Below are 22,342 nucleotides of genomic sequence, written 5' to 3' on the forward strand. Positions count from 1 at the left end.
CATGGCTACCCATCACAAACGCTTGCGCGGCGCGATCGGCCTGGCGCTGATCTGCTTGATTCCGTCGCTGCACGCCGAAGACAAAACCCTGCGGCTGTACAACTGGGCGGATTATTTTGCCGAAGACACCCTGAGCCGCTTCACCGCCGAAACCGGGATCAAGGTGATCTACGACGTCATGGATGGCAGCGAAACCCTGGAAGCCAAGATGCTCTCCGGCGGCAGCGGTTATGACCTGATCTTTCCCGGCGACACCGTCGCCGAGCGCTTGATGCGCGCCGGCAGCCTGATGCCGCTGGATCAAGCGAAGCTGAGCGAACTGGCCGACATCGAACCCGGTTTGCAGAAACTGCGCGGCCATTACGAACACTCCAGCAAAGCCACGGTGCCCTACACCTGGGGCACCATCGGCCTGACCTACAACGAAGAGCAGATCAAAAAACGCATGGCCGACGCGCCGGTCAACAGCCTCGACATGCTGTTCAAACCGGAGTTGGCGGCAAAGTTTGCCGATTGCGGGATTTCGATGATCGACTCGCCAGACGAAGCCTTGGCGGTGGTGCTCAATTACCTCGGTCGCGATCCGCGCAGCGGCAAAGCCGAGGATCTCGCAGCGGCCAGCGAGTTGTTGATGAAGTTGCGGCCGTACATCCGCAAGTTCCAGTCGCAACCGGTGACCGATCTGGTCAATGGCAACCTGTGCCTGTCACTCGGCTACAGCGGCGACATGACCCAGGCGCAACGCACCTCGGACAGCGCCGGTAAGCACACCAAGTTTCAGTATCGCGTGCCGCGCGAAGGCACCACGGTGTGGATGGACACCATGGCCATTCCGGTCGACGCCAAACACCCGGAATACGCCTACGCGTTTATCAACTTCGTCATGCGCCCCGAGAACATGGCAGCGATCAGCAATTTCACCGGTTACCCGACCTCCAACGCCAAGGCGCGGGCGAGTGTCGATGAAAGCATGCGCGACAACCCGGATATCTACCTCGACGAAGCGACCTATGCTCGATTGATACCGGGCAAGGACATCCCTCAGGCCGACATGCGCGCGCGCATGCGCACCTGGACCAAATTCAAGACTGCCACTGGCAAATGATCAATGGCCGGCGTACGCGTCGGCCCTTCACTGAAAGACAGGAAACCCACATGACGACTCGTCGCGATTTCATCAAACAAGCCTCGGTGGTCGCCGCTGTCAGCGCTGCGGTTACTGGCCTGGGCCTTTCGCCGGGCAAAGTCCTCGCCGCCGCGCAGGGCCGCTGGTTCATGCCCGACGAAGGCGATAAACATGAGTGCGCCTACATCGCTTTCGGCGCGCAGGATGCGATTTGGGAAGACTTCACCGAAGACGTCCAGGAAGCGCTCGGCCGCATTGCCCGCGCCATTGCCCGGTTTGAACCGGTCACCGTGTTCTGCCGCAAGAACGAGCGCAGCATCGCCGAAGAATTCTGCGGTACGCGCAATATCACTTACCTCACTGCCGGGCTGGATGACATCTGGATGCGCGACATCGGCGCCAACTTCGTCATCGACGACAAGGGTGGTCTCGGCGCGGCGGACTTCAATTTCAACGGTTGGGGTGGCAAACAGCAGCACGGTAAAGACTCGAAGATCGCCGCACTGGTCGCCGACGCCGCGCAAGCCACGTACATCCGCACCGATCTGGTGGGCGAGGGCGGCGGCATCGAGGTCGACGGTCACGGCACCGGGATCATGACCGAGAGCAGCTGGATCAACAGCAACCGCAATCCGGACTGGAGCAAGGCCGATGTCGAAGCTGAACTGAAGGAGCGTCTGGGCCTGCGCAAAATCATCTGGCTGCCGGGCATCAAGGGCAAGGACATCACCGATGCCCACGTCGATTTCTACGCACGCTTTATCAAGCCCGGCGTGGTCATCGCCAACCTCGACACCGACCCTGAATCCTACGATCACAAGATCACCCTGGCGCACCTGGAAATCCTCAAGAACGCCACCGATGCTGATGGCCGCAAATTGCAGATCCACACGATGTCGCCGCCGCTGAAACCGCGCCAAAGCAAGTTCAACAAAAACAACCCGGACTTCGCCGCCGGTTACATCAATTACTTCGTGATCAACGGCGCGATCATCGCCCCGGAATTCGGCGATAAAGCGGCGGACAAAAAGGCTTTCGATCTGCTTTCTCAACTGTATCCGCAGCGCGAAATCGTCCAGCTAAACATCGATGCCATCGCCGCCGGTGGTGGCGGAATTCACTGCGTCACCAGCCATCAACCACAGGCGTGATTGACTCTGACGCGGATCAAGCCAACTATCGGCGCACAACAACATGACCGATGGACCACAACTTGATCGAACGACGCCAATTCAGCGGAGGCATGAAGGGGAAAAACCTCCGCTATCTGAATGAGCAAGGCGCGGATGACACGCGCCTGACCCGCACCGGTTTTCTGCTGCTCGAACACTTTTCGCTACCGGCGTTTACTCAAGCGCTGGACACCGTTGTCACCACCAACCTGTTGCGTCCGGGGTTGTTTTCCTCGCGCACGTTTGGTTTGGGTGACGGCGAAGTCATCAGTGACCTGGGGCTGGTCATCCGCCCTGACGCACGTCTTGATTCAGCCGCGCTGGCGAAATTGGATTTGCTGGTGGTGTGTGGTGGTTATCGCACCGAACTGCGAGCGAGTGATGAGTTCATCGGCTTGCTCAGATCGGCAGCGGAGCGCGGCATCTCGCTCGCCGGGTTATGGAATGGCTCGTGGTTTCTCGGCCGCGCCGGGCTGCTCGATGGCTACCGCTGCGCAATCCACCCGGAGCACCGCCCGGCGCTGACCGAGATCGCCAAAGCCACCCACGTCAGCAGTGAGCCCTACGTCATTGATCGCGACCGCCTCACGGCCTCAAGCCCGTCCGGGGCTTTCCACATGGCACTGGACTGGATCAAGGGTTTGCACGGCAAAGCCTTGGTCGAGGGCATCGAAGATATTCTGGCTTTTGAGGAGTCGCGCTACCGGCGAATCAAACCGGATGAAAACATCTGCGTCAGTGCGCCGTTGCGTGAAGTGGTGAAGCTGATGGATGCCAATCTGGAGGAACCGCTGGAGCTGGAGCAACTGGCGGTGTACGCCGGACGGTCACGTCGCCAGTTGGAGCGCTTGTTCAAGGAACAACTGGGCACCACGCCGCAGCGCTATTACCTGGAACTGCGTATCACCGAAGCACGGCGTTTGCTGCAACACACCGAGCTTTCACAAGTGGAAGTACTCGTAGCGTGCGGCTTCGTTTCCCCAAGCCATTTCAGCAAATGCTACAGCTCATATTTCGGCTACAGACCCTCCAAAGAAAAACGGCTGGTCAAATAACAACAGCCGTTTTTAATAACCAGAGTTCCACCCGATATCCCACGTCGGCGTACCTCCCCCAAACACACGGTCAGTCCCCTCTCCCTCTGGGAGAGGGCTAGGGTGAGGGGCTCTTGAAGACCTTATACATCACCGAAGCGCGCCATATGCCCAAGTCGTTGCAAGCGGGAGTCCTGCCGGTTTGCAGACGGGTCATGCCGAGCCATTGAAAATGGCGTCAAAGTGCCACTGATTGCCACCCCAAACACCACCTGTCACTCTGCGCCTCGTTCAAAGGATCAGGACAAGGAATCAAGGATTGAGTGGCTACGTCCCCAACCCTCCCAAGGGTTATCGCAACACCGGCGTCGAACCCGTCGACGTCAACGCTCAGCACTGGGCGCAATACAAAGACCTTCCAGCGACACCAGACGTAAAACCAGAACCGTTGGGCTGCGTCTTCGCCAAAAGCTGCAACTTGCCCGACGGCGAAATCAACCACACAAACCAAGCTGGATTCGTCCCGGTAGAGAAACTGGCGGACTACGGTTTGTGGGCTGTTCTGGCCACAGGAGCGGCAATCACCGCCGAAGGCACATCTCTTCAACTGGTCGGCGGCTCCACAGCCGGCAGCGCCATCGCTCAGCGACTGGGTGGCTCTCTCGCGCTAGGCTTGCTCGAAAGTGCAGGTGCGTTGGCAGCAGGTGCCGCCGTCGGCACCATTGCGTTATTAATGCCCAATACCAACCTTGCACCCGACAGTGCCTTCTACAAAACCGACCAGTACGCCACGCTCGAAACGGGCCGCACGCGCGTCCGCGTCAACGTAAAGACCTTGCCGGACGGTTCCGTCAGCGCTTACGGTTTCTACACGGGCGGCAAAAAGGACTGGGAAAATGTCCCTGTCATCAAAGCGGAAAAGGACGGCGAGAAATACGTAGCCGACGTAGGTAACGGCATTGGCCTTACCTGGACGCCAGCAGCAAATTCAGATGGTGTGCTGGGTATTCCAGCACTTGAAGGCGTGCCGCAATTACCTCCCGTATGGGTATATCCGCCGACAGAAAAGTCGGACACGCTTTTGGCTAATCCAGCACATCCTCCCGAGTTTCAGGATGCGATCATCTGGTTCCCCGATGATGCAGGCCTTGAGCCCATCTACATCGTGCTCAGCACGCAACTAGAGAAGAACAAGGCAGCAGGGGCGGCCTTCGAAGAAGAGGCGTACAGCGGTTTTTCGGAAGAAATGGAAGAGTCCGGCCAACAAGTAACGATAAAAACGGAGAGCGGCACCCGGACCCGCCTCGATATGATAGGTAGAGATGCAAACGGCGATATCGCGTGCGTCGAATGCAAAGCCTCGGAAACGGCACCACTGACCCGCAATCAAAAGCGGGCATTCCCGGAAATCGAACAGAGCGGCGGACGCATCATGGGCAAGGGCAAACCCGGCTTCCCCGGCGGCACCCAAATCCCGCCAACCCGAGTAGAAATTCTGCGCCCGCCGCAAAAATAACGGAACCAAGGAACTGAAATGTCCGTAACAGACGCAAAAACCATCGACATGTGGGGTATCCCAAAATGGGACAGCAACAAGATCATCCTCGGTATTGCTGACCATTTGGAATGGGGTGACAAGGCTGAACAAGGCGAGCACCTGTTGGTGCTTCAAGAGAAAATCAACAACTACATCGCTTTCATCGAAAGCGGTGAAATCTACACTGAGATACCCGGTGCACTCGGAAAATCACCTGTCATTCGTGTTCAAGGCAAGTACGAGTTACCCGAGCAAGGCGAGTTGTTCATCGATCGCGTTGCGCAGGCATTGAAGGACGTAGGCATAGGATTCGAATTCGTGCTCAAAGCGGATTAATAAACACATCCAGAGAAAGCGGAGCTGACAATCCCCACTGAGAGATCGGGCATGTCTATCACCGAAACAAAAGTCGTCGACATCATCGCAGTACCCGAGTGGGAGCCAGACAACGTCGTGCTCGTCATCACCGATCACCTGGAATGGGGCGACAAAGCCCAACAGGGGGAGCACCTGTTGTTGCTTCAAGAGAAAATCAACACCTATATCGCCTTCATCGAGAGCGGCGAACTGCTGGACAGCTATCCGCCAGCCGAAGGCAAGAATCCAAAGATTCGCATCAACGGCCTTTATGAACTGCCCGAGCAAGGTGAAACCTTTATCGACCGAGTGACCGAGGTACTCAAAGGCGTGGGCATTGGAATGGAGTTTGTACTCAAGGAAGACTTTGCAGTTCGCCACTAGCGGCTGCCCAGACGCCGGCTTGTCCTCTGAACGCTGACAGTCGTCTCTGAAAGATCGCGCGCACTGAGTACTCCTGCGCGACTGAAAATTGGGCCAGCCAAGCCATTCAGCAAGTGCCACAGCTCGTATTTCGGCTACAGACCTTCCAAAGAAAAACGACTGGTCAAATAACGACAGCCGTTTCCCAACCAGAGTGCACCGCGCAATCACACGTCGGCGTACCTCTCCCAAACACCGCGGTCAGTCCCCTCTCCCTCGGGGAGAGGGCTAGGGTGAGGGGCTTTTAAACGCCATCACCCACACGCGTTTAACTTACACGCACTGTTACGCCATAACGGCTACAACACCTTGCGCCGTTGCCTACGCGTACGCCAGAATCCGCCGGCTTACGCGCCTTGAGGCGGGCTGTATCGTTTCCCTGTCACTGCAAAACAGTGATCGGGTTTGGTAGCCCGTTTCTTGATAGCCGTATTGCGTCACCTTATTCAGCCATTTTTTTGGGCTCAGCTTTATATGGTGACCATGCGTGGGGCTCATTCGTGAGCGCCGGGTTCGCTGTCTTGACCGGTCTACCAACCCACGTATGGCCGCCACCCTTCGTTTGGTAGCGAGAGTGTCGGCTCCTCATTCCTTCAAGGTAGCAATTCATCTATGTTCAAAATTACCCCAAACCCGCCAGAAACCGATCCAATCCCCTACGACGCCGCGCTCGAACCTCGAAACATCAAAGAGGCCACCGACCGCGCGATCAACTTCTACCTCAATCCTTCCGCGCTGAAGACTTCAACCCCCACCCGCAAGACCGGCAAGATCTACCTTATCGACCCCACAGTGGATAACGAAACCCTGCTCGTCGAAGCCACTGAAACCTTGTCCTCAGCCACCGACATGGCCCGTGAACTCGCCGATTCGATTGATCCTTCACAGCGCAAAAAGATGCTGATCCTGCAACAGGTGATCATGCTCAGCGAGCTGGTGGTCGGTCGAGTTCTGGATAACCAGCGCTTGCCGCACTAGTCGCGATGCAGATGGGTGAGGGGGCTCGCTCCCTCATTGCACAGAAGCGTCCGCAATCGCGGCGCTTCACGCCTTCTATCAAAGAGCCTGTAGCGGTTCTTGTCTGGAGTTTCAGCTGATGCCTCAGCCACCCGAACCACCGGTCACCGACCTGGTATCGCCGTACGCATCGCCCAATTCAAGAAAGCTGCACGAAGCGGCAGAGCGTGCGCTTGACCATTACCTGTTGCCTGCCGCGATCATGGCCGAACCCTATACGCCCAATGCTCTGTTCATGGCCAACCCGCAAGCCGACACCGAGGCGTTGCTGAGCAATGCCAGCGGTTCCCTCGCGTCTGCCACGGTCATGCTCGGCAATTTTGCCGGGGTGCTGGAGGGATCGAACCGCCATACCCTGTTGGGTATTGCGCAAGTGGTCATGTTGGGGGAATTGGCAGTGAACAAGGCGTTGGATCTGGTTGTGCCAACCGAGTGATCGCGCACGTTAGTCGGGTTTGAGGGTGTCTGGTCGGGCGTGATCGCGAGCAGGCTCACTCCTACATTTGAAATGCGTTCCCCCTGTAGGCGTTCGCCTGCTCGCGATGGCGTCCGTTCAGGCAAAGAATCTGCAAAACGTGACCATCCCTCAAGCCTCAATCCCACCCTCAAATAATCAAGCAGTCAGCCATTGCGGCTGACTGCTTTTTTGTTTCTACAGGTGATCCGCATCAATCACCGCTTTGGCAAACGCCTGCGGATCCTCCTGCGGCAAGTTGTGGCCAATCCCGCCGTTGATCAAACGGAACTGATACTTGCCGGTAAAGCGCTTGGCGTAATCTTCCGGCGCCGGGTGCGGCGCACCGTTGGCATCGCCTTCAAGGGTAATGGTCGGCACGCTGATCGACGGTGCGGTAGCGAGTTTCTGCTCCAGCGCTGCGTATTTCGCTTCGCCCTGAACCAGGCCCAGACGCCAGCGGTAGTTGAACACGGTGATGTCGACATGATCAGGGTTCTCCAGCGCCTTGGCGCTGCGGTCGAACGTGGCGTCGTCGAACTTCCATTGTGGCGAAGCGTTTTGCCAGATCAGTTTGGCGAAGTCGTGGGTGTTCTTCGCATAGCCGGCACGGCCACGGTCAGTCGCAAAGTAGAACTGATACCACCACTGCAATTCAGCCTTGGGCGGCAGCGGGTTCTGCCCGGCAGCCTGATTGCCGATCAGATAACCACTGACCGACACCAGCGCTTTCACACGTTCCGGCCACAGCGCCGAAACGATGTCTGCCGAACGTGCGCCCCAGTCATAACCGCCGAGCACCGCTTGCTTGATCTTCAGCGCATCCATGAAGTCGATGACATCACTGGCCAGCGCCGCCGGTTGGCCATTGCGCAAGGTGTCTTTGGAGAGGAACTGCGTATCGCCATAACCGCGTGCATACGGCATCAACACCCGATAACCCTTGGCTGCGAGCAGCGGCGCGACTTCGTCGTAGCTGTGAATGTCGTAGGGCCAGCCGTGCAACAGGATCACCACCGGGCCATTCGCAGGGCCGGTTTCGGCGTAGGCGACGTCGAGCACGCCGGCCTTCACATGTTTGAGCGGACCGAAAGGCGAGGGCGCGGAATAACTGGCGGCCGCAGGCTCATTGGTTTGCGCTTGAGTAGTGCCAAAAGCGCTGAACAACGACAAAGCCAGAATCGACAAACCGAACGCGGTGTTGCGGGTGTGCAGTGCCTTTTTCATGATGACGTCTCCTTTGCGAACCGTTGGCCGAGGGGTCTTGGTGAGCCCTTGAAACCTTGAGTGCATTTGAGCGTTGGGACGTATCTGGCCTGTGTCGTAAAACGGCTTTGTTGAAAGTCGATGTGTCGCGGTGGGGTTCGTACACAGTGTGATACACGGCGCGAAACCGACTCAGCATGGACCTGATTCAGGCCAAAATAATAAGTCGCTGTTTTAAAACAAAAAATATTTCACTTCGCGCTTCCCAAAGCCAAAAAACCTTGGTAAATTGCGCCCCGTTCTCACAGCGAACCTAACGAAGTAGCTGGAAAGAGCAGTAGGGGCGTCGCCAAGCGGTAAGGCAGCAGGTTTTGATCCTGCCATGCGTTGGTTCGAATCCAGCCGCCCCTGCCATATTCGAAAAAACGCCAACTTCGCAAGAAGTTGGCGTTTTTTTATGCCTGCGATTTGGCCAGGCTTGGTAAAGCAGGCGTGCGCGGCGCCGAAGCACCGCGCATGCCGTCCACTCAGTGCGGTGCGCGCGGAATGGTTTTCATCAGGTCTTCGGGGCTGATGTGGCCGACCACGCTGCCCGGTTGCGGCAGGTTGAGGATGTGGCCTTTCATCTTGCCGATGATGTGCATCTCGCACGGCTTGCAATCGAACTTCAGCGTCAGCACTTCATCGCCGTGGATCAACTGCATAGGCGCGACTTTGGTGCGCACGCCGGTTACGCCTTTCGCCTGTTTCGGGCACAGGTTGAAGGAGAAGCGCAGGCAGTGCTTGGTGATCATCACTGGCACTTCGCCCGGCTCTTCGTGGGCTTCATACGCGGCGTCGATCAGCTTCACGCCGTGACGGTGGTAGAAGTCGCGCGCCTTTTGGTTGTAGACGTTGGCAAGGAAGGTCAGGTGCGAATCCGGGTACACCGGCGGCGGGCTGGTTTCAGCTTTACGGCCGCCACGCGGGTGAGCGGCGACACGGGCAGCGGTCAGGTTCTCGATCACTTCGCGGCGCAGGGCTTTGAGCTGCGAGTTGGGGATGAAGAACGCCTGCGGCGCATCCAGTTTGATGTCGGTGGCGTGGTACTGCGTGGTGCCGAGCTGGCCGAGCAGATCGCGCAATTGTTCCAGCGCCTGCTCAGGCTTGTTGGCGACACCGAACGGACCGGGCAGGGTGACGCTGGCGCTGATGCCTTCTTCGCTGGTGGCGGTCACTTCCAGTTGTTCTTCACGCAGACGTGCGACCCAGCTCAAGGCCACGCGACGCTCCGAAGACGTCTTTTGCAGCGCCTGCTGCCAGTTGTGATCGAGGTTGCGATTCAACGGATGATTCGGGCGCAGCTTGAACAGGCCTTCGGGCATTTCGTTCGGCTCGACGCGATAGCGGTAGCGCTTCTCGCCGTCTTCTTCGAACTCGCCTTTGGCTTCGGCGATGTTGGCGCGGAAACCGACCACTTCGCGTTTGACCAGCACGTTCAAGCCATCGCCGTTGGACAGCGGCTCTTGCGTGACAACCTGCATGTCGCGTTTGCCGACTTTCTCGACGGTGCCGACTGGCAGACCGGTGAAGGTCGGCGAGTCGAAAGCGCCGATGTCGATCTTGCGATCAGTAACGAAGTAATCAGTGCTGCCACGGTGGAAAGTCTTTTCCGGGTCAGGCAGGAAGAAGTGCGCGGTGCGGCCGCTGGAGGCGCGGGCCAGGTCCGGGCGGTCTTCGAGCACGTCGTCGAGACGCTGACGGTAATAGGCGGTGATGTTCTTCACATAACCCATGTCCTTGTAGCGACCCTCGATCTTGAACGAGCGCACACCGGCTTCAACCAGTGCGCGGATGTTGGCGCTCTGGTTGTTGTCTTTCATCGACAGCAGGTGTTTTTCGTAGGCGATCACGCCACCCTTTTCATCTTTGAGGGTGTACGGCAAACGGCAGGCCTGCGAGCAGTCGCCACGGTTGGCGCTGCGCCCGGTTTGCGCGTGGGAGATGTTGCACTGGCCGGAGAAGGCCACGCACAACGCGCCATGAATGAAGAACTCGATGGCGGCGTCGGTTTCGTCGGCGATGGCGCGAATCTCTTGCAGGTTCAGCTCACGGGCCAAGACCAACTGCGAGAAACCGGCCTGATCGAGGAACTTCGCCCGCTCCAGCGTACGAATGTCGGTCTGGGTCGAGGCGTGCAGCTCGATCGGCGGAATGTCCAGCTCCATCACGCCCAGATCCTGAACGATCAGCGCGTCGACACCGGCGTCGTACAACTGATGGATCAGCTTGCGTGCCGGTTCCAGTTCGTTGTCGTGCAGGATGGTGTTGATGGTGGTGAAGATGCGCGCGTGATACTTGCGGGCGAATTCCACCAGTTCGGCGATTTCGCCGACTTCGTTGCAGGCGTTGTGGCGCGCGCCGAAGCTCGGGCCGCCGATGTACACGGCGTCGGCGCCGTGCAGGATCGCCTCACGGGCGATGGCGACATCGCGGGCAGGGCTGAGCAATTCCAGATGATGCTTGGGCAAGGACATAGTTTTTTTAGTCAGGCTGTCACGGTTAGGCGCGCATTCTACCCGTGAAACGCGCGCCCGGCACGCCTGTGCTACCCGATGGCACAGGGCATTGTCACCTTGACCCCTGTGGGAGCGAGCTTGCTCGCGAAGGCGGCAGGACATTCAACATCAATGGAGACTGAACTGACGCTTTCGCGAGCAAGCTCGCTCCCACAAGGGGTTGTGCAGTGAGTCTCAGGCCTTGGCGGCCATTGCGGTGACTTCCACACGCATGCCTTCAACTGCCAGCGAGGCCACACCCACAGCGGCGCGCACCGGCCATGGCTTGGCGAAAAAGCGCTTGTAAACCTCGTTGAACGCAGCGCGATCAGCCATGTCGGTCAGGTAGATGGTCAAGTGCATGACCCGATCCATCGAGCTGCCGGCGCGTTCCAGGGCGACTTTCAACGCTTGCAATGTGCACTCACTTTGCTCGGTGATGCCACCCAGTTCCAGGCTGCCATCGGCACGGGTCGGGATCTGGGTCGACACCATGATCCCAGCGAAGGTCGCTACGTCGGAAGAAATCGAGTCTGCGTCCGGATCCGGGGTGAAGGTGATGTTTTGGCTGGCCATGTTGATCCCTTGTCTGAGCGAGTAAATCGCGCCAGTTTACAGATTCATTGGCGACATCGCCCGTTTGCGTATCGGCACGGATCAGACCGGATGCGTGGCTTGTTCTGCCGCGATGGCCGAGCGTACGCTTGGGCGCTCGGCCATGCGCTTAATGTAGGTCGCCAATACCGGCCAGTTTTCAACGTCGATATTGAAGGTCGGCAGCCACTGCAAGACAGTGAACAAATAAGCGTCGGCCACGCTGAATGTGCCCATCAGATAATCCTGGGGGGCGAGTGTCTGGCTGAGAAAGTCCAGGCGCTTGAACAGTGTTTGCTTGAAGATCGCCTTGATCGACTCCGGGATCTCATTGTTGAACAGCGGCGCGCTGGCGCCGTGGATTTCGCTGCTGATGAAGTTCAGATGCTCCTGCAAACGCGAGCGTTCCCACGTGCCATTGGCCGGCGCCAGTTTATGCTGCGGAACCTGATCGGCCAGGTATTGAAGAATCGCCGGCCCCTCCGTCAACACCTCGCCGTTATCCAGCAACAAGGCAGCCACGTATCCCTTGGGATTGATCTCGCGAAAGTCGCGGCCATCGGCAGTGCGCTTGCTGTGGTTATTGACGCGAATCAGCTCGAACGGCAAGCCCAGTTCCCGCAACACAATGTGCGATGACAGCGAGCAGGTCATCGGCGCGAAATACAGTTTCATGGCAGATCCTTGTTGAAAGAAGGCGCCAGAATCCATCGTCACTGAGCGTTTCGCAAAGGTCATTTCAAGTGATAGCGTATGACAAAATCTCATGAGTGTTTAACGCTATATGGTCGCCAGATTACCTTCCTTGAATGGCTTGAGAGCCTTCGAGTCCGCCGCGCGGCACATGAGCTTTACTCAGGCTGCGCAAGAACTGAACGTCACGCAAACCGCCATCAGCCATCAGATTCGCAGGCTTGAGGCGGAGCTTGGTGTGTCGCTGTTCTTGCGGCTCAAGGACGGCCTGGCACTGACTGAAGCCGGGCAGGCTTACTTGCCCGGCATCCGCTCGGCGTTTCATGAGTTGCGCTACTCGACGGAGCAGCTGTTCGCGGCACGCGACAACACGGTGCTGACCATCAGCACATTAGTGTCGGTCGCGTCCAAATGGTTGTTGCCGCGCCTGCCGGCCTTTCAGCAGACGTTCCCTGATATCGAAGTGCGGGTCAGCGCCGCCACCGATCTGGTGGATTTTCGCCATGGCGGGATTGATGCGGCGATTCGTTATGGTCGCGGTGACTGGAAGGGCTTGCGTGCGGACTGGCTGATGTCCGATGAAATCTTCCCGGTGTGCAGTCCGGCCTTGCTCAAGGGTGGGAAGGCCCTACAGACGCCGGCCGATCTGGCCAACCACACGATGCTGCAAGTCAGCGGCATGACCGCCGCAGACTGGAACACCTGGCTGAGCGCGGCGGATCAGCCAGCGAAACTGGCCAAAGGGTCGCGACTGACCTTCGACCTGGCGATGATGGCGGTGCAGGCAGCCGTTGACGGGCAGGGCGTGTGCATCGGGCGCTCAACCTATGTCGACGATGACCTGCGAGCCGGACGATTGGTGGCGCCTTTCGCTTTGCGCCTGAAGGATGATCTGGGCTTCTATCTGGTGACGCCCCATGAAACCGCCAACTCGAAGAAAATCGTCGCCTTGAGGACATGGCTGTTGGCGCAGTGCCAAACCAGCGAAAGGTTTGTTTAAGCGTGTATCAATCCCCACCGGATACACATGCCAATAACAAACAACGGGTTCACGACACATCCACGCTACATGCCCCACACACAGTAGAGGTCACACCACCACTACGCACAAGAGGGCTACATCATGCGCCGTCCACTCTTTCTGGCAACCACCGCCATTCTCGCTTCCCTGACTGGCATCGCACACGCCGCTGACACGCAACCCAAGAGCTGGCAGCAAGGACTTAGCCGCACCGATCTGGTTCGCCAGGACCTCGGCACTGCGGATCGCGAAGTGATCCAGGCGCGGGTCGATTTCGAGTCCGGCGTGGCCTCACCAAGGCATGCGCATCCGGGCGTCGAGGTGGCATACGTGATCAGCGGCACTTTCGAATATCAACTGGAGGGCAGGGCACCGGTGACGCTGAAGGCGGGTGACTCGCTGTTCATCCCGGAAGGGGTTGCGCATATCGCCAAAAACATTGGCTCGGACAAGGGCTCGGAGTTGGCGACTTATGTTGTGAAGAAGGGCGAGCCCGTGTTGATTCTCAAGCCGTAAGACTCAATGAAGTGTCACCGCTCGGCGACTCTCGCCGATGCGGATCCGGTCGAGCGCCCGGTTCAAGGCATCCAGCGCGTCGAGCAGCGCTTTGGCTTCTGCTTCTCGACCATCGCCCCACAGACGTTCGGCCATTTTGTTCAAGGCCTGGATGGCGCGCTCGATGTCGGCAGCGGTGGCGGCCTCTCGGGCGACGGGTGGTTTTTTCGGCATTCGTTGCTGTCCTGCAAGGCAAAAAGTATTCGCCGGAGAAAGTTTGAATTAGTCAGTAACCTGCCCGGTCGAGAATTATGAACGCAGTCAATCTGACGAGGTACGAATGGGCCGGCGGTCTGAGCCAGGAGTTTACCGCCGCGGCTCATGGATTAAACGGTGCACTTCCCTGAATTGACTTGCTTGCACTGAAGGCGATGCTCTTTCCAACCCACCACTTCTCCAGATAGCGATCAAGCATAACGATCTGTATCGATACCATTTCAGCCCTGACATAATCCGCCTCATGATTAACGCCGTCACAATCGGCCAATATTTCGGAAAGATAAATGAGGGATTTCAAGGAGCTGTGCGCTTACCTGAAGGAGGAAATTGCTACCAAGGAAGACGGCAGCGTAAAACTGAGCACCCTGATCAACAGGGTTCTGGCCAAAGAACGGTACCACTACGTTTTCTGGTTCAGGATTGCCCAGTACCTGCACAACAAGCCTCGCGGGTTCTGGAACTATAAGAAGTGGGCAAAGCGGATAAATCGAAAACTGATCCGCGAGCACAACATCGACATTGGTTTGTCGGCACAAATCGGTCCGGGTATCTGCTTCTCGCATCGCATCGGCATCGTCATTACCCATCGGGCCATCATCGGCCGAAACCTTCGCCTTCGCCAGAACACCACCATCGGTTCCAAGGACTATACCCAAGGTCACGTGCGCCTCGGTGACAACGTCGAAATCGGCGCAAACGTCTGCATCGTCGGTGAAATCAATATCGGCAACAACGTGACGATCGGCGCCCAGGCGTTCGTGAACAAGGATATTCCAGACAACACCGTGTATTACACCGAGTACCGGCCGACTTATCGGGCCAAGCCGAAGTAAGGTGATGGTTCAGTTGCCGAACGCCAGAAACGACAAAGCCCTGAATAATCAGGGCTTTGTCGGTACCAAATATGGCGGAGGCGATGGGATTCGAACTCATGGACCTGTTACAGTCGACGGTTTTCAAGACCGTTGCCTTAAACCACTCGGCCACACCTCCGTTGCGTTGCGGGCGCCATAATACCTGAATGAAACACACTGTCAAACTCTCTGCATGGCTTGTTACAGAGCGTCTGTTATGATCTTTGCGACTGAACGTTTCAAACCAACAGGAGTGTCGCCATGCGCGAACAGGATTACGCAGTTAATAACAGCGTGCAGGCTGAGCAGCTAGAGGTTAGCCGCGTCCTGCGCAACACTTACGGCCTACTGGCTCTGACCCTCGCATTCAGCGGCGTCATGGCTTTTGTCGCACAGCAGATGCGCGTTGGCTACCCGAACATTTTCGTGGTGCTGATCGGCTTCTACGGGCTGTTCTTCCTCACCAACAAACTCCGTGATTCCGCGTGGGGCCTGGTGTCCGCTTTTGCGTTGACCGGTTTCATGGGTTTCCTGCTCGGCCCGATCCTCAACCGTTATCTGGGCATGCAGGGCGGCGCTGAAGTGGTCAGCTCCGCGTTTGCGATGACTGCGCTGGTGTTTGGTGGTCTGTCGGCCTACGTACTGATCACCCGCAAGGACATGAGCTTCCTCGGTGGTTTCATCACCGCTGGTTTCTTCGTGTTGCTGGGTGCAACGCTGGCGAGCTTCTTCTTTCAGGTCAGCGGTCTGCAACTGGCGATCAGCGCAGGTTTCGTGTTGTTCTCATCGGTCTGCATTCTGTTCCAGACCAGCGCCATCATCCACGGCGGTGAGCGTAACTACATCATGGCGACCATCAGCCTGTATGTATCGATCTACAACCTGTTCATCAGCTTGTTGCAGATCTTTGGCATCATGAGCCGCGACGACTGATCGTTAGTCGTTTCAACAAAAAACCCGCTTCGGCGGGTTTTTTGTTGCTCGCTGAAAAGCGTAGTGGCCTTTTACCTATAAAATGATCTGAAAATAGTGGCGTCTTTTTGGAAATCACCTACACCTAAATACCAAGGAAGAGCAGTAGCCTGATCGACAGGAGTCGTTAACCAGCACCCCTCGTGTAATCCCTGCGTCCCTCGCATTCACTTCCCTTGCTGTTGATCGCCAGGCCTTTTGGCCGAGAGCGACTGTATTCGTTCGTCCAGTGAAAACCGGGAGGTGAACCACGCCAAATTCTATGCACCGTGACCGTATCCCGGCGAACGACCGGGACCCTGATACCAGAAAAATAATGGAGGCCCTGCCATTGCAGGCGTTGTCCCAATCAAGGAGATCATCGATGAACCAGCCCCAAGGAAAACTGGCTGTACTGGCCGTCACCACCGCGCTGTTCAGCGCGTCAACCCTCGCCGGCGTCTATCCTGACTTCGGCTATCAACCACCTTCCAGCCAATACTCTGGCCCACTGTTTGAGTTGAGCCAGAATTACCCGGCAACAGCGCCGCAAGTACCGCTACCCGGTTTTTTCAAGAATCTACCGACCAAGCCAGATAACAATTTTGAGACTTGGCGTGCGTACATGGAGGAAGTCAAAACCTATTGCCTCGAAGGCAACGTCGAGGCTGATTGGTACGTGCAGAACAATAAAAAACGTCAGTGGTATCACATGCCGTGGCAGCACTACGGCCCGCTGGGACGCGAAGGGATTCACGGCCTGACCAAAGAGGCGCAGATCCAGGTCAAGCAACTCGCCGCCACGCAGACCGCCACCGGCCAGACTTACGCGGTGGGCATCTATAACGACATCGGCGCCTATACCATCGGAGAGGTCTGGAAAGACCCGAACAACCCTGATCCGAAATACACATCGGCACCCAACAGCTTCCCCGACGGCACCGTAGTCTGCAAAGCCCTGTTCGCCGATATCGATCGCAGCACCGTGCCGTTCCTGGTGAACCCGGTGTTGTGGAAGGGCTACGTCACCGAAACGTTCACGTCGGCCAATCGCAAGATCAAAGATGTCGCATTGATCCAGATGGACATCGCCGTGCGCGATCAGCGCATGAGTGCCACTGGCTGGATCTTCGGCACCTTTCAGTACAACGGCGCTAAAACCGGCAAGCCTGGCTGGGACAACCTCGTCCCGGTAGGGATCATGTGGGGCAACGATCCGGAAGAAATCGGCAACGACTTCACCAACCCGCAACCGACGCAAACCAAGATCAACCCCGCGTTGCAACAAACAGCGATCAACGCCAAGACCCAGGAGTTGCCACCCACCCATCTGGGCTGGAACGGTCGCCTCAATGGTCCGGTGGACAACCCCAACAGTTCCTGCCTGAGCTGCCATGCAACCGCCGAAACGCCGCAAGTGGCGATCATGAATCCAACGTTCCAGGCCAATGCGCCGAAGCCGGGTTCGCCTGAATGGATGAAGTGGTTCCAGAACATTCCGGCGGGCCATGCTTTCACGCCGGGCACTCAAAGCACTGACTACAGCCTGCAGTTGTCCGGCGGTCTGGTGAATTACTTCGAGTGGAAATGCGACATGAGCGGCATCTACGCTGACGGCAAGAATGCGTGCAGCAAAGCGTCGGACATGAAACTGAAAATGCTCAATTCCACCAACAACGCCACGCCGAAGCCATTGCAGAAAGTCATTCGTGACCCGAGCCTGCAGCAACTGCTGGAGTAAGAAGCGAAAAGCCTGCGCACGTTGCGGCGTGCGCAGGCTTTTTCAGTTGATCACGATGCTGCCGTCAGTCTGCTGTTTGTAGACGGTGTAGGGCAGCAACAGCGTGTCGAGTGCCCCGGACACCACGGCATCGATCAACACCACGGGAATCGCGGCGTTTTTGTAATCGTCGGCATCAACGCCCTTGCCCAGAGGCGCATGCAGGCTGCAAAAGTCGTAGGCGAGGCCGCTGTAAATCCTTGGCACCGCCCCGCAATAACTTTTCTGCTCCTTGAGGCTGTCCACCGCAGCCTGATCACTGCGCACCACGGTCTGTACGGTCCCGCAACCGGCAAGCGTCAACGCTGCCAGCACCATTGCCTGAATTCTCATTACCGCCAATCCTTCGCCGGAAAAACCTCAATCTACGCCGAACATGCGGAAAAAGCACTTAGGCCATCGGCGGCAAACGACGCTTGACCGGTGTCTTCTTGACGATCGCTGTGTTGGTTTCAGCCAGCGTATTGAGGCGGTCGAGCAGGATGTCCAGCTGTTCCATCGAACGTACGTGCAGGCGGGCGATGAAGCAGTCTTCGCCCGTCACTTTGTCGCACTCGGTGAATTCTGGAATCGACAGAATCTGCCGCTCGACTTCCTGCAACTGCCCCGGCAGCGGCCGTACCCGGACGATGGCCTGCAATTGATAGCCGAAGCATTTCGGGTCGATTTCCACGGTGTAGCCCTTGAGCACGCCACGCTCTTCCAGCCGGCGCAAACGCTCGGCTACGCTGGGCGAAGACAAACCACTGATTTGCGCCAGCGCCTTGAGCGAACGCCGTGAATCCTCCATCAGTGCGCTGATAAGAATCTGGTCGATATCGTCGGTCATCACTCAACTCCTGGATTAGGCGATTTCTAACAATCACCCTCGATAAAAAAGGCAGATCAGCAGTTTAGCCTGCCTTTTGCTCTGGAGCGATGCCGTGTCCGCTTGGCATACTTTTGCCACGCTTTCGCCAAATGCTGAGGAGATTGAAGATGGACAACCCGATCCGTCGCGGCTCATTTGAAATGACCGCTGCCATGCTGATATCCGGGACGATTGGCTGGTTCGTGCTGGTTTCCGGGCAAGCGGTTCTGGACGTGGTGTTCTGGCGCTGCGTATTCGGTGCCGCTACCTTGCTGTTGATTTGCGCGGCATTCGGTTTTCTGCGGCCGCGCATTCTGACCCGTACGACATTTTGGCTGGCGGTGCTCAGCGGGATGGCGATTGTCGGAAATTGGGTGCTGCTGTTTGCCTCGTATTCGCGGGCTTCAATCGCCATTGGCACTGCGGTATACAACGTGCAGCCGTTCATGCTGGTCGGCTTGGCGGCGCTGTTTCTCGGCGAAAAAATCACTCTGCAAAAGCTGTTCTGGCTGGCGATTTCCTTCATGGGCATGCTGGCAATCGTCAGCGCCCATGGCACGCAGGGCGGTAGCGGTAACGACTATCTGCTGGGCATTGCACTGGCGTTGGGTGCGGCTTTTCTCTATGCGATTGCAGCGTTGATCATCAAGCGTTTGACCGGCACACCGCCACATCTGATCGCACTGATCCAGGTCTGCACCGGCGTGCTGTTGCTCGCACCGTTTGCGCATTTTTCCGCACTGCCGCCAACACCAGGCGCGTGGGCCAGTCTGGTGACGCTGGGCATCGTTCATACCGGTTTGATGTATGTGTTGCTGTACGGTGCCATCCAGAAATTGCCGACGGCGCTCACCGGCGCACTGTCCTTCATTTACCCGATTGCAGCGATTTTTGTCGACTGGTTCGCGTTCGGTCATCGCTTGCAGACTTTGCAATGGCTAGGCGTGGCGGCGATTCTCCTCGCGGCCGCTGGCATGCAGCAGGGCTGGGGCTTCAAGGCGCGTCGACTGGCTGCGCAATAAACCTCAGATGTTCCAGCGCGGTGCGGTTTTGGCCAGGCGCTGGCGCATCTCGGCGATGTTCGCCGCTAGTTGCCGGGTCAACAGACGATAGCCGTCCAGCGCGCTGTAGACCGGCGCATCAAGGCTGGCGTCCGGTAACGCCAGCGGACGATCAAGGCGCTGTATCGCACCGGATTTCAAGGCGCGGGCCATGCCGATCAATTGCACGCGGATCATGCGGTGTTCGGCCTTCAACGCTGATTGCAGATGAGCCATGGCTTCGGGGTCGTTGGCATCGGGGCGGGTGTTGCCGAGGATTTCCAGGGTGCTGATGCACATGCGCAGGTTGCGCTGGATCGCATCGAGCTCGGTCATGGAGATCTTTACTTCCTTGGACACCGACGGCATCAGCGAACGCAATTGCACCATCACCGCGCTCAAACGGCTCATCAGCTTCAGGTGCTCGTCGGCACTGACCGGCTGGCCGTTGATGATTCGACTGTATACCGTCGCGCAATCGCGCAAGGCATCGGCCAGGTTGTAGCGCCACGAGTACACCGCGTATAGCGGCAGAGCGAAGGAGAATGCCAGCGCCAGCGCAATACCGATGAGAATATCGACGCCACGCCACAAGCCGTCGGTGATCGGGTTGTCGCCATGCCCGGCGACAATGAATACGGTAATTGCCGAGAGCAGGGCGGTATAGCCGCCCTTGCCGATGGCGTGATAGGAGAAGAAGCCACAGACCACCGCCATCGCAAAGTAGGTCAGCCATGGCATGCCGAGCCACGCATGCTGCGCCACCAGTAACAAACCGACGCCGGCGCCGATCAAAGTACCGGTGGCGCGCTCGGCGGCTTTCTTGCCGATGTTGCCGTGGTGCTGCAAACCGCCGATGACCACCAGCATGGTCACCGATGCCCACTCACCGTGGGGCAGGTTGATGCCGGTGGTCAGCACAATCGTCGCCAGCAACCCCAATGCCACCCGCACCGCGTGGATCAAGCGGGCGTGTCGGTAGCGGCGATACGGATCCAGGAGCGGACGCAGAATTCGACGCAACAGTGGCGGCAATCGGTAGGTGCTGAACGTACTCAGTGCAAGGCCCTCGTCAGAAGATGTAGTCGGTGGTCAGGAAGCTTGAATCGCGACCGCGAATGATCTCGCTGATCAGATCCTTGTTGCTGTCCTGGAATTTGGTTGCCACCAGTGTGCGGATCGAAAACACCCGCAATGCATCGTGTACTGACAGCGTACCTTCTGCGGAATTCTTGCGGCCATTGAACGGGTAGGTATCCGGACCGCGCTGGCACTGAGCATTGAGGTTGATCCGCCCGACCTGGTTGGCGAATGTGTCGACCAGCCGTCCGACTGCCACCGGGTTGGTACCGAAGATGCTCAACTGCTGGCCGAAATCCGACTCCAGCACATAGTCGATCACGGTATCGAGATGACGGTACGGCACGATCGGCACGACCGGACCGAACTGTTCTTCCTGATACACACGCATCTGCGGATTCACCGGGTACAGCACTGCCGGGTAGAAGAACGACTCGCGGGATTCGCCGCCATTGGGGTTGACCACTTCGGCACCCTTGCTGCGCGCGTCGGCCACCAGCCCGTGCAGGTAATCGACCTTGCCCGACTCCGGCAACGGCGTCAGCGACACGCCGCTGTCCCACGGCATGCCCGGTTTCAGCGTGGCCAGTTTGGCGTTGAATTTTTCGATGAAGCTGTCGACCACGTCTTCGTGGACGAAGAGGATTTTCAGAGCAGTGCAGCGCTGGCCGTTGAACGACAGCGAACCGGTCACTGCTTCACTGACAGCATTGTCGAGATCGACTTCCGGCAAGACGATGCCCGGGTTCTTCGCATCCAGACCCAGTGCGGCGCGCAAACGGTGCGGTTTCGGGTGGAGTTTCTTCAGATCGCTGGCGGCCTTGTTGGTGCCGATGAAGGCGAAGATGTCGATCTTGCCGCTGGCCATCAGTGCGCTGACGGTTTCGCGGCCGCTGCCGTAGATCACGTTGATCACGCCGGTGGGGAAGCTGTCGCGGAACGCTTCGAGCAGCGGACGGATCAGCAGCACGCCGAGCTTGGCCGGTTTGAACACCACGGTGTTGCCCATGATCAGCGCCGGAATCAGCGTGGTGAAGGTTTCGTTCAGCGGATAGTTGTAAGGGCCCATGCACAGGGCGACGCCGAGTGGCACGCGGCGGATCTGCCCGAGGGTGTCCTGCTCCAGCTCGAAACGGCTGGAGCGGCGGTCGAGTTCCTTGAGTGCGTTGATGGTGTCGACGATGTAGTCGCAGGTGCGGTCGAACTCCTTTTCCGAGTCCTTGAGGTTCTTGCCGATCTCCCACATCAGCAACTTCACCACGGCATCGCGCTGCTGGCGCATGCGGCCGAGGAAGGCTTCGACGTGCTGAATGCGTTCGGCTACGCGCATGGTCGGCCACAGGCCCTGGCCACGGTCGTAGGCGCGGACGGCGGCGTCGAGGGCGGTGAGGGCGGTGTCGGCATCGAGCAGCGGCGTGCTGCCGAGAATCACTTGTTCGTCGCCGGCGTCACCTTTCAGATAGACCGGACTGCGCACGGTGGCGAGCGGGCCGTCCCAGCGGCGCAACTGGCCGTCGACCAGATATTCGCGTTGCTCGACCTGAGCGTCGAGGCGGTATTTTTCCGGGATGTCGCCGACAGAAGGGAACAGGTTGCCAAGGATGTTTGCTGTGGTCATGTCGCTACCCCGTGTTGATGTCCGCATGCAGATCAAAAGTCTCTACAGGTTATACGCCTGAATGCGCCGAAATTTAAACCCGCAAATGTCACTGGAATGTCACGCAAAGGCGCAGAGCAGAGGGGGCTGGCTTGATGATCGTTTCCACGCAGAGCGCGGGAACTATCATCGGGGCGAGAGCTGGCCCCGTTTGCCCCCCTCACTGTCCCGCAATGCCCTCAACC

Annotated in this window: 23 protein-coding genes and 2 tRNA genes; 15 read left to right on the forward strand and 10 right to left on the reverse strand. The window is 58.0% G+C overall.

Annotated elements, in window-relative coordinates:
• Position 1: 1 nt before the first annotated feature.
• The 8 genes from HUW52_RS15745 to HUW52_RS15780 all read left to right on the forward strand — a co-directional run bounded on the left by HUW52_RS15745 (position 2) and on the right by HUW52_RS15780 (position 7,102).
• Positions 2-1,105: an extracellular solute-binding protein gene (locus tag HUW52_RS15745; RefSeq protein ID WP_175554193.1), complete on the forward strand. Its 1,104-nt coding sequence runs from the start codon at positions 2-4 to the stop codon at positions 1,103-1,105.
• 50 nt (positions 1,106-1,155) lie between these two features.
• A complete protein-coding gene (locus HUW52_RS15750; RefSeq protein WP_175554194.1) occupies positions 1,156-2,277 on the forward strand; it encodes an agmatine/peptidylarginine deiminase in 1,122 nt (373 codons plus the stop codon).
• 50 nt (positions 2,278-2,327) lie between these two features.
• Positions 2,328-3,353, forward strand: a complete 1,026-nt coding sequence (locus HUW52_RS15755; RefSeq protein ID WP_175554195.1) for a GlxA family transcriptional regulator — start codon at positions 2,328-2,330, stop codon at positions 3,351-3,353.
• Between the two features lie 298 nt (positions 3,354-3,651).
• Positions 3,652-4,848 (forward strand): S-type pyocin domain-containing protein, encoded by a 1,197-nt coding sequence (locus tag HUW52_RS15760; RefSeq protein ID WP_175554196.1) that lies wholly within the window; start codon positions 3,652-3,654, stop codon positions 4,846-4,848.
• A gap of 18 nt (positions 4,849-4,866) precedes the next feature.
• Positions 4,867-5,205 (forward strand): DUF6572 domain-containing protein, encoded by a 339-nt coding sequence (locus HUW52_RS15765; RefSeq protein ID WP_175554197.1) that lies wholly within the window; start codon positions 4,867-4,869, stop codon positions 5,203-5,205.
• Between the two features lie 51 nt (positions 5,206-5,256).
• Positions 5,257-5,610 carry a DUF6572 domain-containing protein gene (locus tag HUW52_RS15770; RefSeq protein WP_175554198.1) on the forward strand — a complete coding sequence of 118 codons (354 nt, stop codon included), beginning with the start codon at positions 5,257-5,259 and terminating at the stop codon, positions 5,608-5,610.
• 651 nt (positions 5,611-6,261) lie between these two features.
• A complete protein-coding gene (locus HUW52_RS15775) occupies positions 6,262-6,627 on the forward strand; it encodes a DUF6124 family protein (RefSeq protein WP_175554199.1) in 366 nt (121 codons plus the stop codon).
• A 118-nt stretch (positions 6,628-6,745) separates the two neighbouring features.
• Positions 6,746-7,102, forward strand: a complete 357-nt coding sequence (locus tag HUW52_RS15780; RefSeq protein WP_175554200.1) for a DUF6124 family protein — start codon at positions 6,746-6,748, stop codon at positions 7,100-7,102.
• Positions 7,103-7,318: 216 nt separating this feature from the next.
• Here the strand turns inward: HUW52_RS15780 and HUW52_RS15785 are convergent, their stop codons facing one another.
• Complete coding sequence (locus HUW52_RS15785) at positions 7,319-8,347, reverse strand: alpha/beta fold hydrolase (RefSeq protein ID WP_016983841.1); 1,029 nt, start codon at positions 8,345-8,347, stop codon at positions 7,319-7,321.
• 318 nt (positions 8,348-8,665) lie between these two features.
• Here HUW52_RS15785 and HUW52_RS15790 point away from each other — a divergent pair.
• Positions 8,666-8,740 (forward strand) — tRNA-Gln (locus HUW52_RS15790).
• A 113-nt stretch (positions 8,741-8,853) separates the two neighbouring features.
• Here the strand turns inward: HUW52_RS15790 and HUW52_RS15795 are convergent.
• The 3 genes from HUW52_RS15795 to gstA all read right to left on the reverse strand — a co-directional run bounded on the left by HUW52_RS15795 (position 8,854) and on the right by gstA (position 12,132).
• Entirely contained in the window at positions 8,854-10,842 is a 1,989-nt protein-coding gene (locus tag HUW52_RS15795) for a U32 family peptidase (protein ID WP_175554201.1), read from the reverse strand.
• A gap of 216 nt (positions 10,843-11,058) precedes the next feature.
• Complete coding sequence (locus HUW52_RS15800; RefSeq protein ID WP_016983434.1) at positions 11,059-11,439, reverse strand: RidA family protein; 381 nt, start codon at positions 11,437-11,439, stop codon at positions 11,059-11,061.
• 81 nt (positions 11,440-11,520) lie between these two features.
• The gene (gene gstA, locus HUW52_RS15805) at positions 11,521-12,132 is read right to left on the reverse strand and encodes a glutathione transferase GstA (RefSeq protein ID WP_175554202.1); all 612 of its coding nucleotides are present in this window, start codon (positions 12,130-12,132) and stop codon (positions 11,521-11,523) included.
• Between the two features lie 109 nt (positions 12,133-12,241).
• Between gstA and HUW52_RS15810 the strand changes: the two genes are divergently transcribed.
• On the forward strand, positions 12,242-13,150 hold the full coding sequence (locus HUW52_RS15810) for a transcriptional regulator GcvA (RefSeq protein ID WP_175554203.1): 909 nt from the start codon (positions 12,242-12,244) through the stop codon (positions 13,148-13,150).
• A 123-nt stretch (positions 13,151-13,273) separates the two neighbouring features.
• Entirely contained in the window at positions 13,274-13,687 is a 414-nt protein-coding gene (locus HUW52_RS15815; protein WP_175554204.1) for a cupin domain-containing protein, read from the forward strand.
• Between the two features lie 3 nt (positions 13,688-13,690).
• Here HUW52_RS15815 and HUW52_RS15820 read toward each other — a convergent pair whose 3' ends face one another.
• A complete protein-coding gene (locus tag HUW52_RS15820; RefSeq protein WP_016983430.1) occupies positions 13,691-13,900 on the reverse strand; it encodes a hypothetical protein in 210 nt (69 codons plus the stop codon).
• Between the two features lie 329 nt (positions 13,901-14,229).
• Here HUW52_RS15820 and HUW52_RS15825 point away from each other — a divergent pair, with 329 nt between their 5' ends.
• Positions 14,230-14,778 carry a serine acetyltransferase gene (locus tag HUW52_RS15825; RefSeq protein WP_016983429.1) on the forward strand — a complete coding sequence of 183 codons (549 nt, stop codon included), beginning with the start codon at positions 14,230-14,232 and terminating at the stop codon, positions 14,776-14,778.
• A 72-nt stretch (positions 14,779-14,850) separates the two neighbouring features.
• Here HUW52_RS15825 and HUW52_RS15830 read toward each other — a convergent pair.
• A tRNA-Ser gene (locus HUW52_RS15830) sits at positions 14,851-14,938 on the reverse strand.
• 122 nt (positions 14,939-15,060) lie between these two features.
• On the opposite strand from HUW52_RS15830, the gene HUW52_RS15835 reads away from it, so the two are divergent.
• Both HUW52_RS15835 and HUW52_RS15840 read left to right on the forward strand, forming a co-directional pair.
• The gene (locus tag HUW52_RS15835; protein WP_007915443.1) at positions 15,061-15,732 is read left to right on the forward strand and encodes a Bax inhibitor-1/YccA family protein; all 672 of its coding nucleotides are present in this window, start codon (positions 15,061-15,063) and stop codon (positions 15,730-15,732) included.
• Between the two features lie 403 nt (positions 15,733-16,135).
• A complete protein-coding gene (locus HUW52_RS15840; protein ID WP_016983427.1) occupies positions 16,136-17,491 on the forward strand; it encodes a hypothetical protein in 1,356 nt (451 codons plus the stop codon).
• 42 nt (positions 17,492-17,533) lie between these two features.
• On the opposite strand, the gene HUW52_RS15845 is transcribed toward HUW52_RS15840, so the two are convergent.
• Positions 17,534-17,863 (reverse strand): YceK/YidQ family lipoprotein, encoded by a 330-nt coding sequence (locus tag HUW52_RS15845; protein ID WP_026000473.1) that lies wholly within the window; start codon positions 17,861-17,863, stop codon positions 17,534-17,536.
• A 58-nt stretch (positions 17,864-17,921) separates the two neighbouring features.
• Entirely contained in the window at positions 17,922-18,359 is a 438-nt protein-coding gene (locus HUW52_RS15850) for an Lrp/AsnC family transcriptional regulator (protein WP_016983425.1), read from the reverse strand.
• 149 nt (positions 18,360-18,508) lie between these two features.
• Here HUW52_RS15850 and HUW52_RS15855 point away from each other — a divergent pair, with 149 nt between their 5' ends.
• The gene (locus HUW52_RS15855; protein ID WP_175554205.1) at positions 18,509-19,402 is read left to right on the forward strand and encodes a DMT family transporter; all 894 of its coding nucleotides are present in this window, start codon (positions 18,509-18,511) and stop codon (positions 19,400-19,402) included.
• A gap of 3 nt (positions 19,403-19,405) precedes the next feature.
• On the opposite strand, the gene HUW52_RS15860 is transcribed toward HUW52_RS15855, so the two are convergent.
• Positions 19,406-20,446, reverse strand: a complete 1,041-nt coding sequence (locus HUW52_RS15860) for an FUSC family protein (RefSeq protein WP_026000472.1) — start codon at positions 20,444-20,446, stop codon at positions 19,406-19,408.
• A gap of 46 nt (positions 20,447-20,492) precedes the next feature.
• The gene (locus HUW52_RS15865) at positions 20,493-22,118 is read right to left on the reverse strand and encodes an NADP-dependent glyceraldehyde-3-phosphate dehydrogenase (protein WP_175554206.1); all 1,626 of its coding nucleotides are present in this window, start codon (positions 22,116-22,118) and stop codon (positions 20,493-20,495) included.
• Positions 22,119-22,342 lie beyond the last annotated feature (224 nt).

Source organism: Pseudomonas sp. 43A, from assembly GCF_013363935.1.
Classification (GTDB): Bacteria; Pseudomonadota; Gammaproteobacteria; order Pseudomonadales; family Pseudomonadaceae; genus Aquipseudomonas; species Aquipseudomonas crudilactis.

What these genes read in the sequence shown, in the direction of transcription:
- HUW52_RS15770 (WP_175554198.1), top strand. Translation starts at nt 5,257, where the DNA reads ATGTCTATCACCGAAACAAAAGTCGTCGACATCATCGCAGTACCCGAG.
- HUW52_RS15825 (WP_016983429.1), top strand. Translation starts at nt 14,230, where the DNA reads ATGAGGGATTTCAAGGAGCTGTGCGCTTACCTGAAGGAGGAAATTGCT.
- HUW52_RS15800 (WP_016983434.1), bottom strand. Translation starts at nt 11,439, where the DNA reads ATGGCCAGCCAAAACATCACCTTCACCCCGGATCCGGACGCAGACTCG.
- HUW52_RS15750 (WP_175554194.1), top strand. Translation starts at nt 1,156, where the DNA reads ATGACGACTCGTCGCGATTTCATCAAACAAGCCTCGGTGGTCGCCGCT.
- gstA (WP_175554202.1), bottom strand. Translation starts at nt 12,132, where the DNA reads ATGAAACTGTATTTCGCGCCGATGACCTGCTCGCTGTCATCGCACATT.
- HUW52_RS15795 (WP_175554201.1), bottom strand. Translation starts at nt 10,842, where the DNA reads ATGTCCTTGCCCAAGCATCATCTGGAATTGCTCAGCCCTGCCCGCGAT.
- HUW52_RS15865 (WP_175554206.1), bottom strand. Translation starts at nt 22,118, where the DNA reads ATGACCACAGCAAACATCCTTGGCAACCTGTTCCCTTCTGTCGGCGAC.
- HUW52_RS15775 (WP_175554199.1), top strand. Translation starts at nt 6,262, where the DNA reads ATGTTCAAAATTACCCCAAACCCGCCAGAAACCGATCCAATCCCCTAC.
- HUW52_RS15820 (WP_016983430.1), bottom strand. Translation starts at nt 13,900, where the DNA reads ATGCCGAAAAAACCACCCGTCGCCCGAGAGGCCGCCACCGCTGCCGAC.
- HUW52_RS15780 (WP_175554200.1), top strand. Translation starts at nt 6,746, where the DNA reads ATGCCTCAGCCACCCGAACCACCGGTCACCGACCTGGTATCGCCGTAC.
- HUW52_RS15850 (WP_016983425.1), bottom strand. Translation starts at nt 18,359, where the DNA reads ATGACCGACGATATCGACCAGATTCTTATCAGCGCACTGATGGAGGAT.
- HUW52_RS15855 (WP_175554205.1), top strand. Translation starts at nt 18,509, where the DNA reads ATGGACAACCCGATCCGTCGCGGCTCATTTGAAATGACCGCTGCCATG.
- HUW52_RS15765 (WP_175554197.1), top strand. Translation starts at nt 4,867, where the DNA reads ATGTCCGTAACAGACGCAAAAACCATCGACATGTGGGGTATCCCAAAA.
- HUW52_RS15810 (WP_175554203.1), top strand. Translation starts at nt 12,242, where the DNA reads ATGGTCGCCAGATTACCTTCCTTGAATGGCTTGAGAGCCTTCGAGTCC.
- HUW52_RS15755 (WP_175554195.1), top strand. Translation starts at nt 2,328, where the DNA reads ATGGACCACAACTTGATCGAACGACGCCAATTCAGCGGAGGCATGAAG.
- HUW52_RS15785 (WP_016983841.1), bottom strand. Translation starts at nt 8,347, where the DNA reads ATGAAAAAGGCACTGCACACCCGCAACACCGCGTTCGGTTTGTCGATT.
- HUW52_RS15835 (WP_007915443.1), top strand. Translation starts at nt 15,061, where the DNA reads ATGCGCGAACAGGATTACGCAGTTAATAACAGCGTGCAGGCTGAGCAG.
- HUW52_RS15845 (WP_026000473.1), bottom strand. Translation starts at nt 17,863, where the DNA reads ATGAGAATTCAGGCAATGGTGCTGGCAGCGTTGACGCTTGCCGGTTGC.
- HUW52_RS15745 (WP_175554193.1), top strand. Translation starts at nt 2, where the DNA reads ATGGCTACCCATCACAAACGCTTGCGCGGCGCGATCGGCCTGGCGCTG.
- HUW52_RS15840 (WP_016983427.1), top strand. Translation starts at nt 16,136, where the DNA reads ATGAACCAGCCCCAAGGAAAACTGGCTGTACTGGCCGTCACCACCGCG.
- HUW52_RS15815 (WP_175554204.1), top strand. Translation starts at nt 13,274, where the DNA reads ATGCGCCGTCCACTCTTTCTGGCAACCACCGCCATTCTCGCTTCCCTG.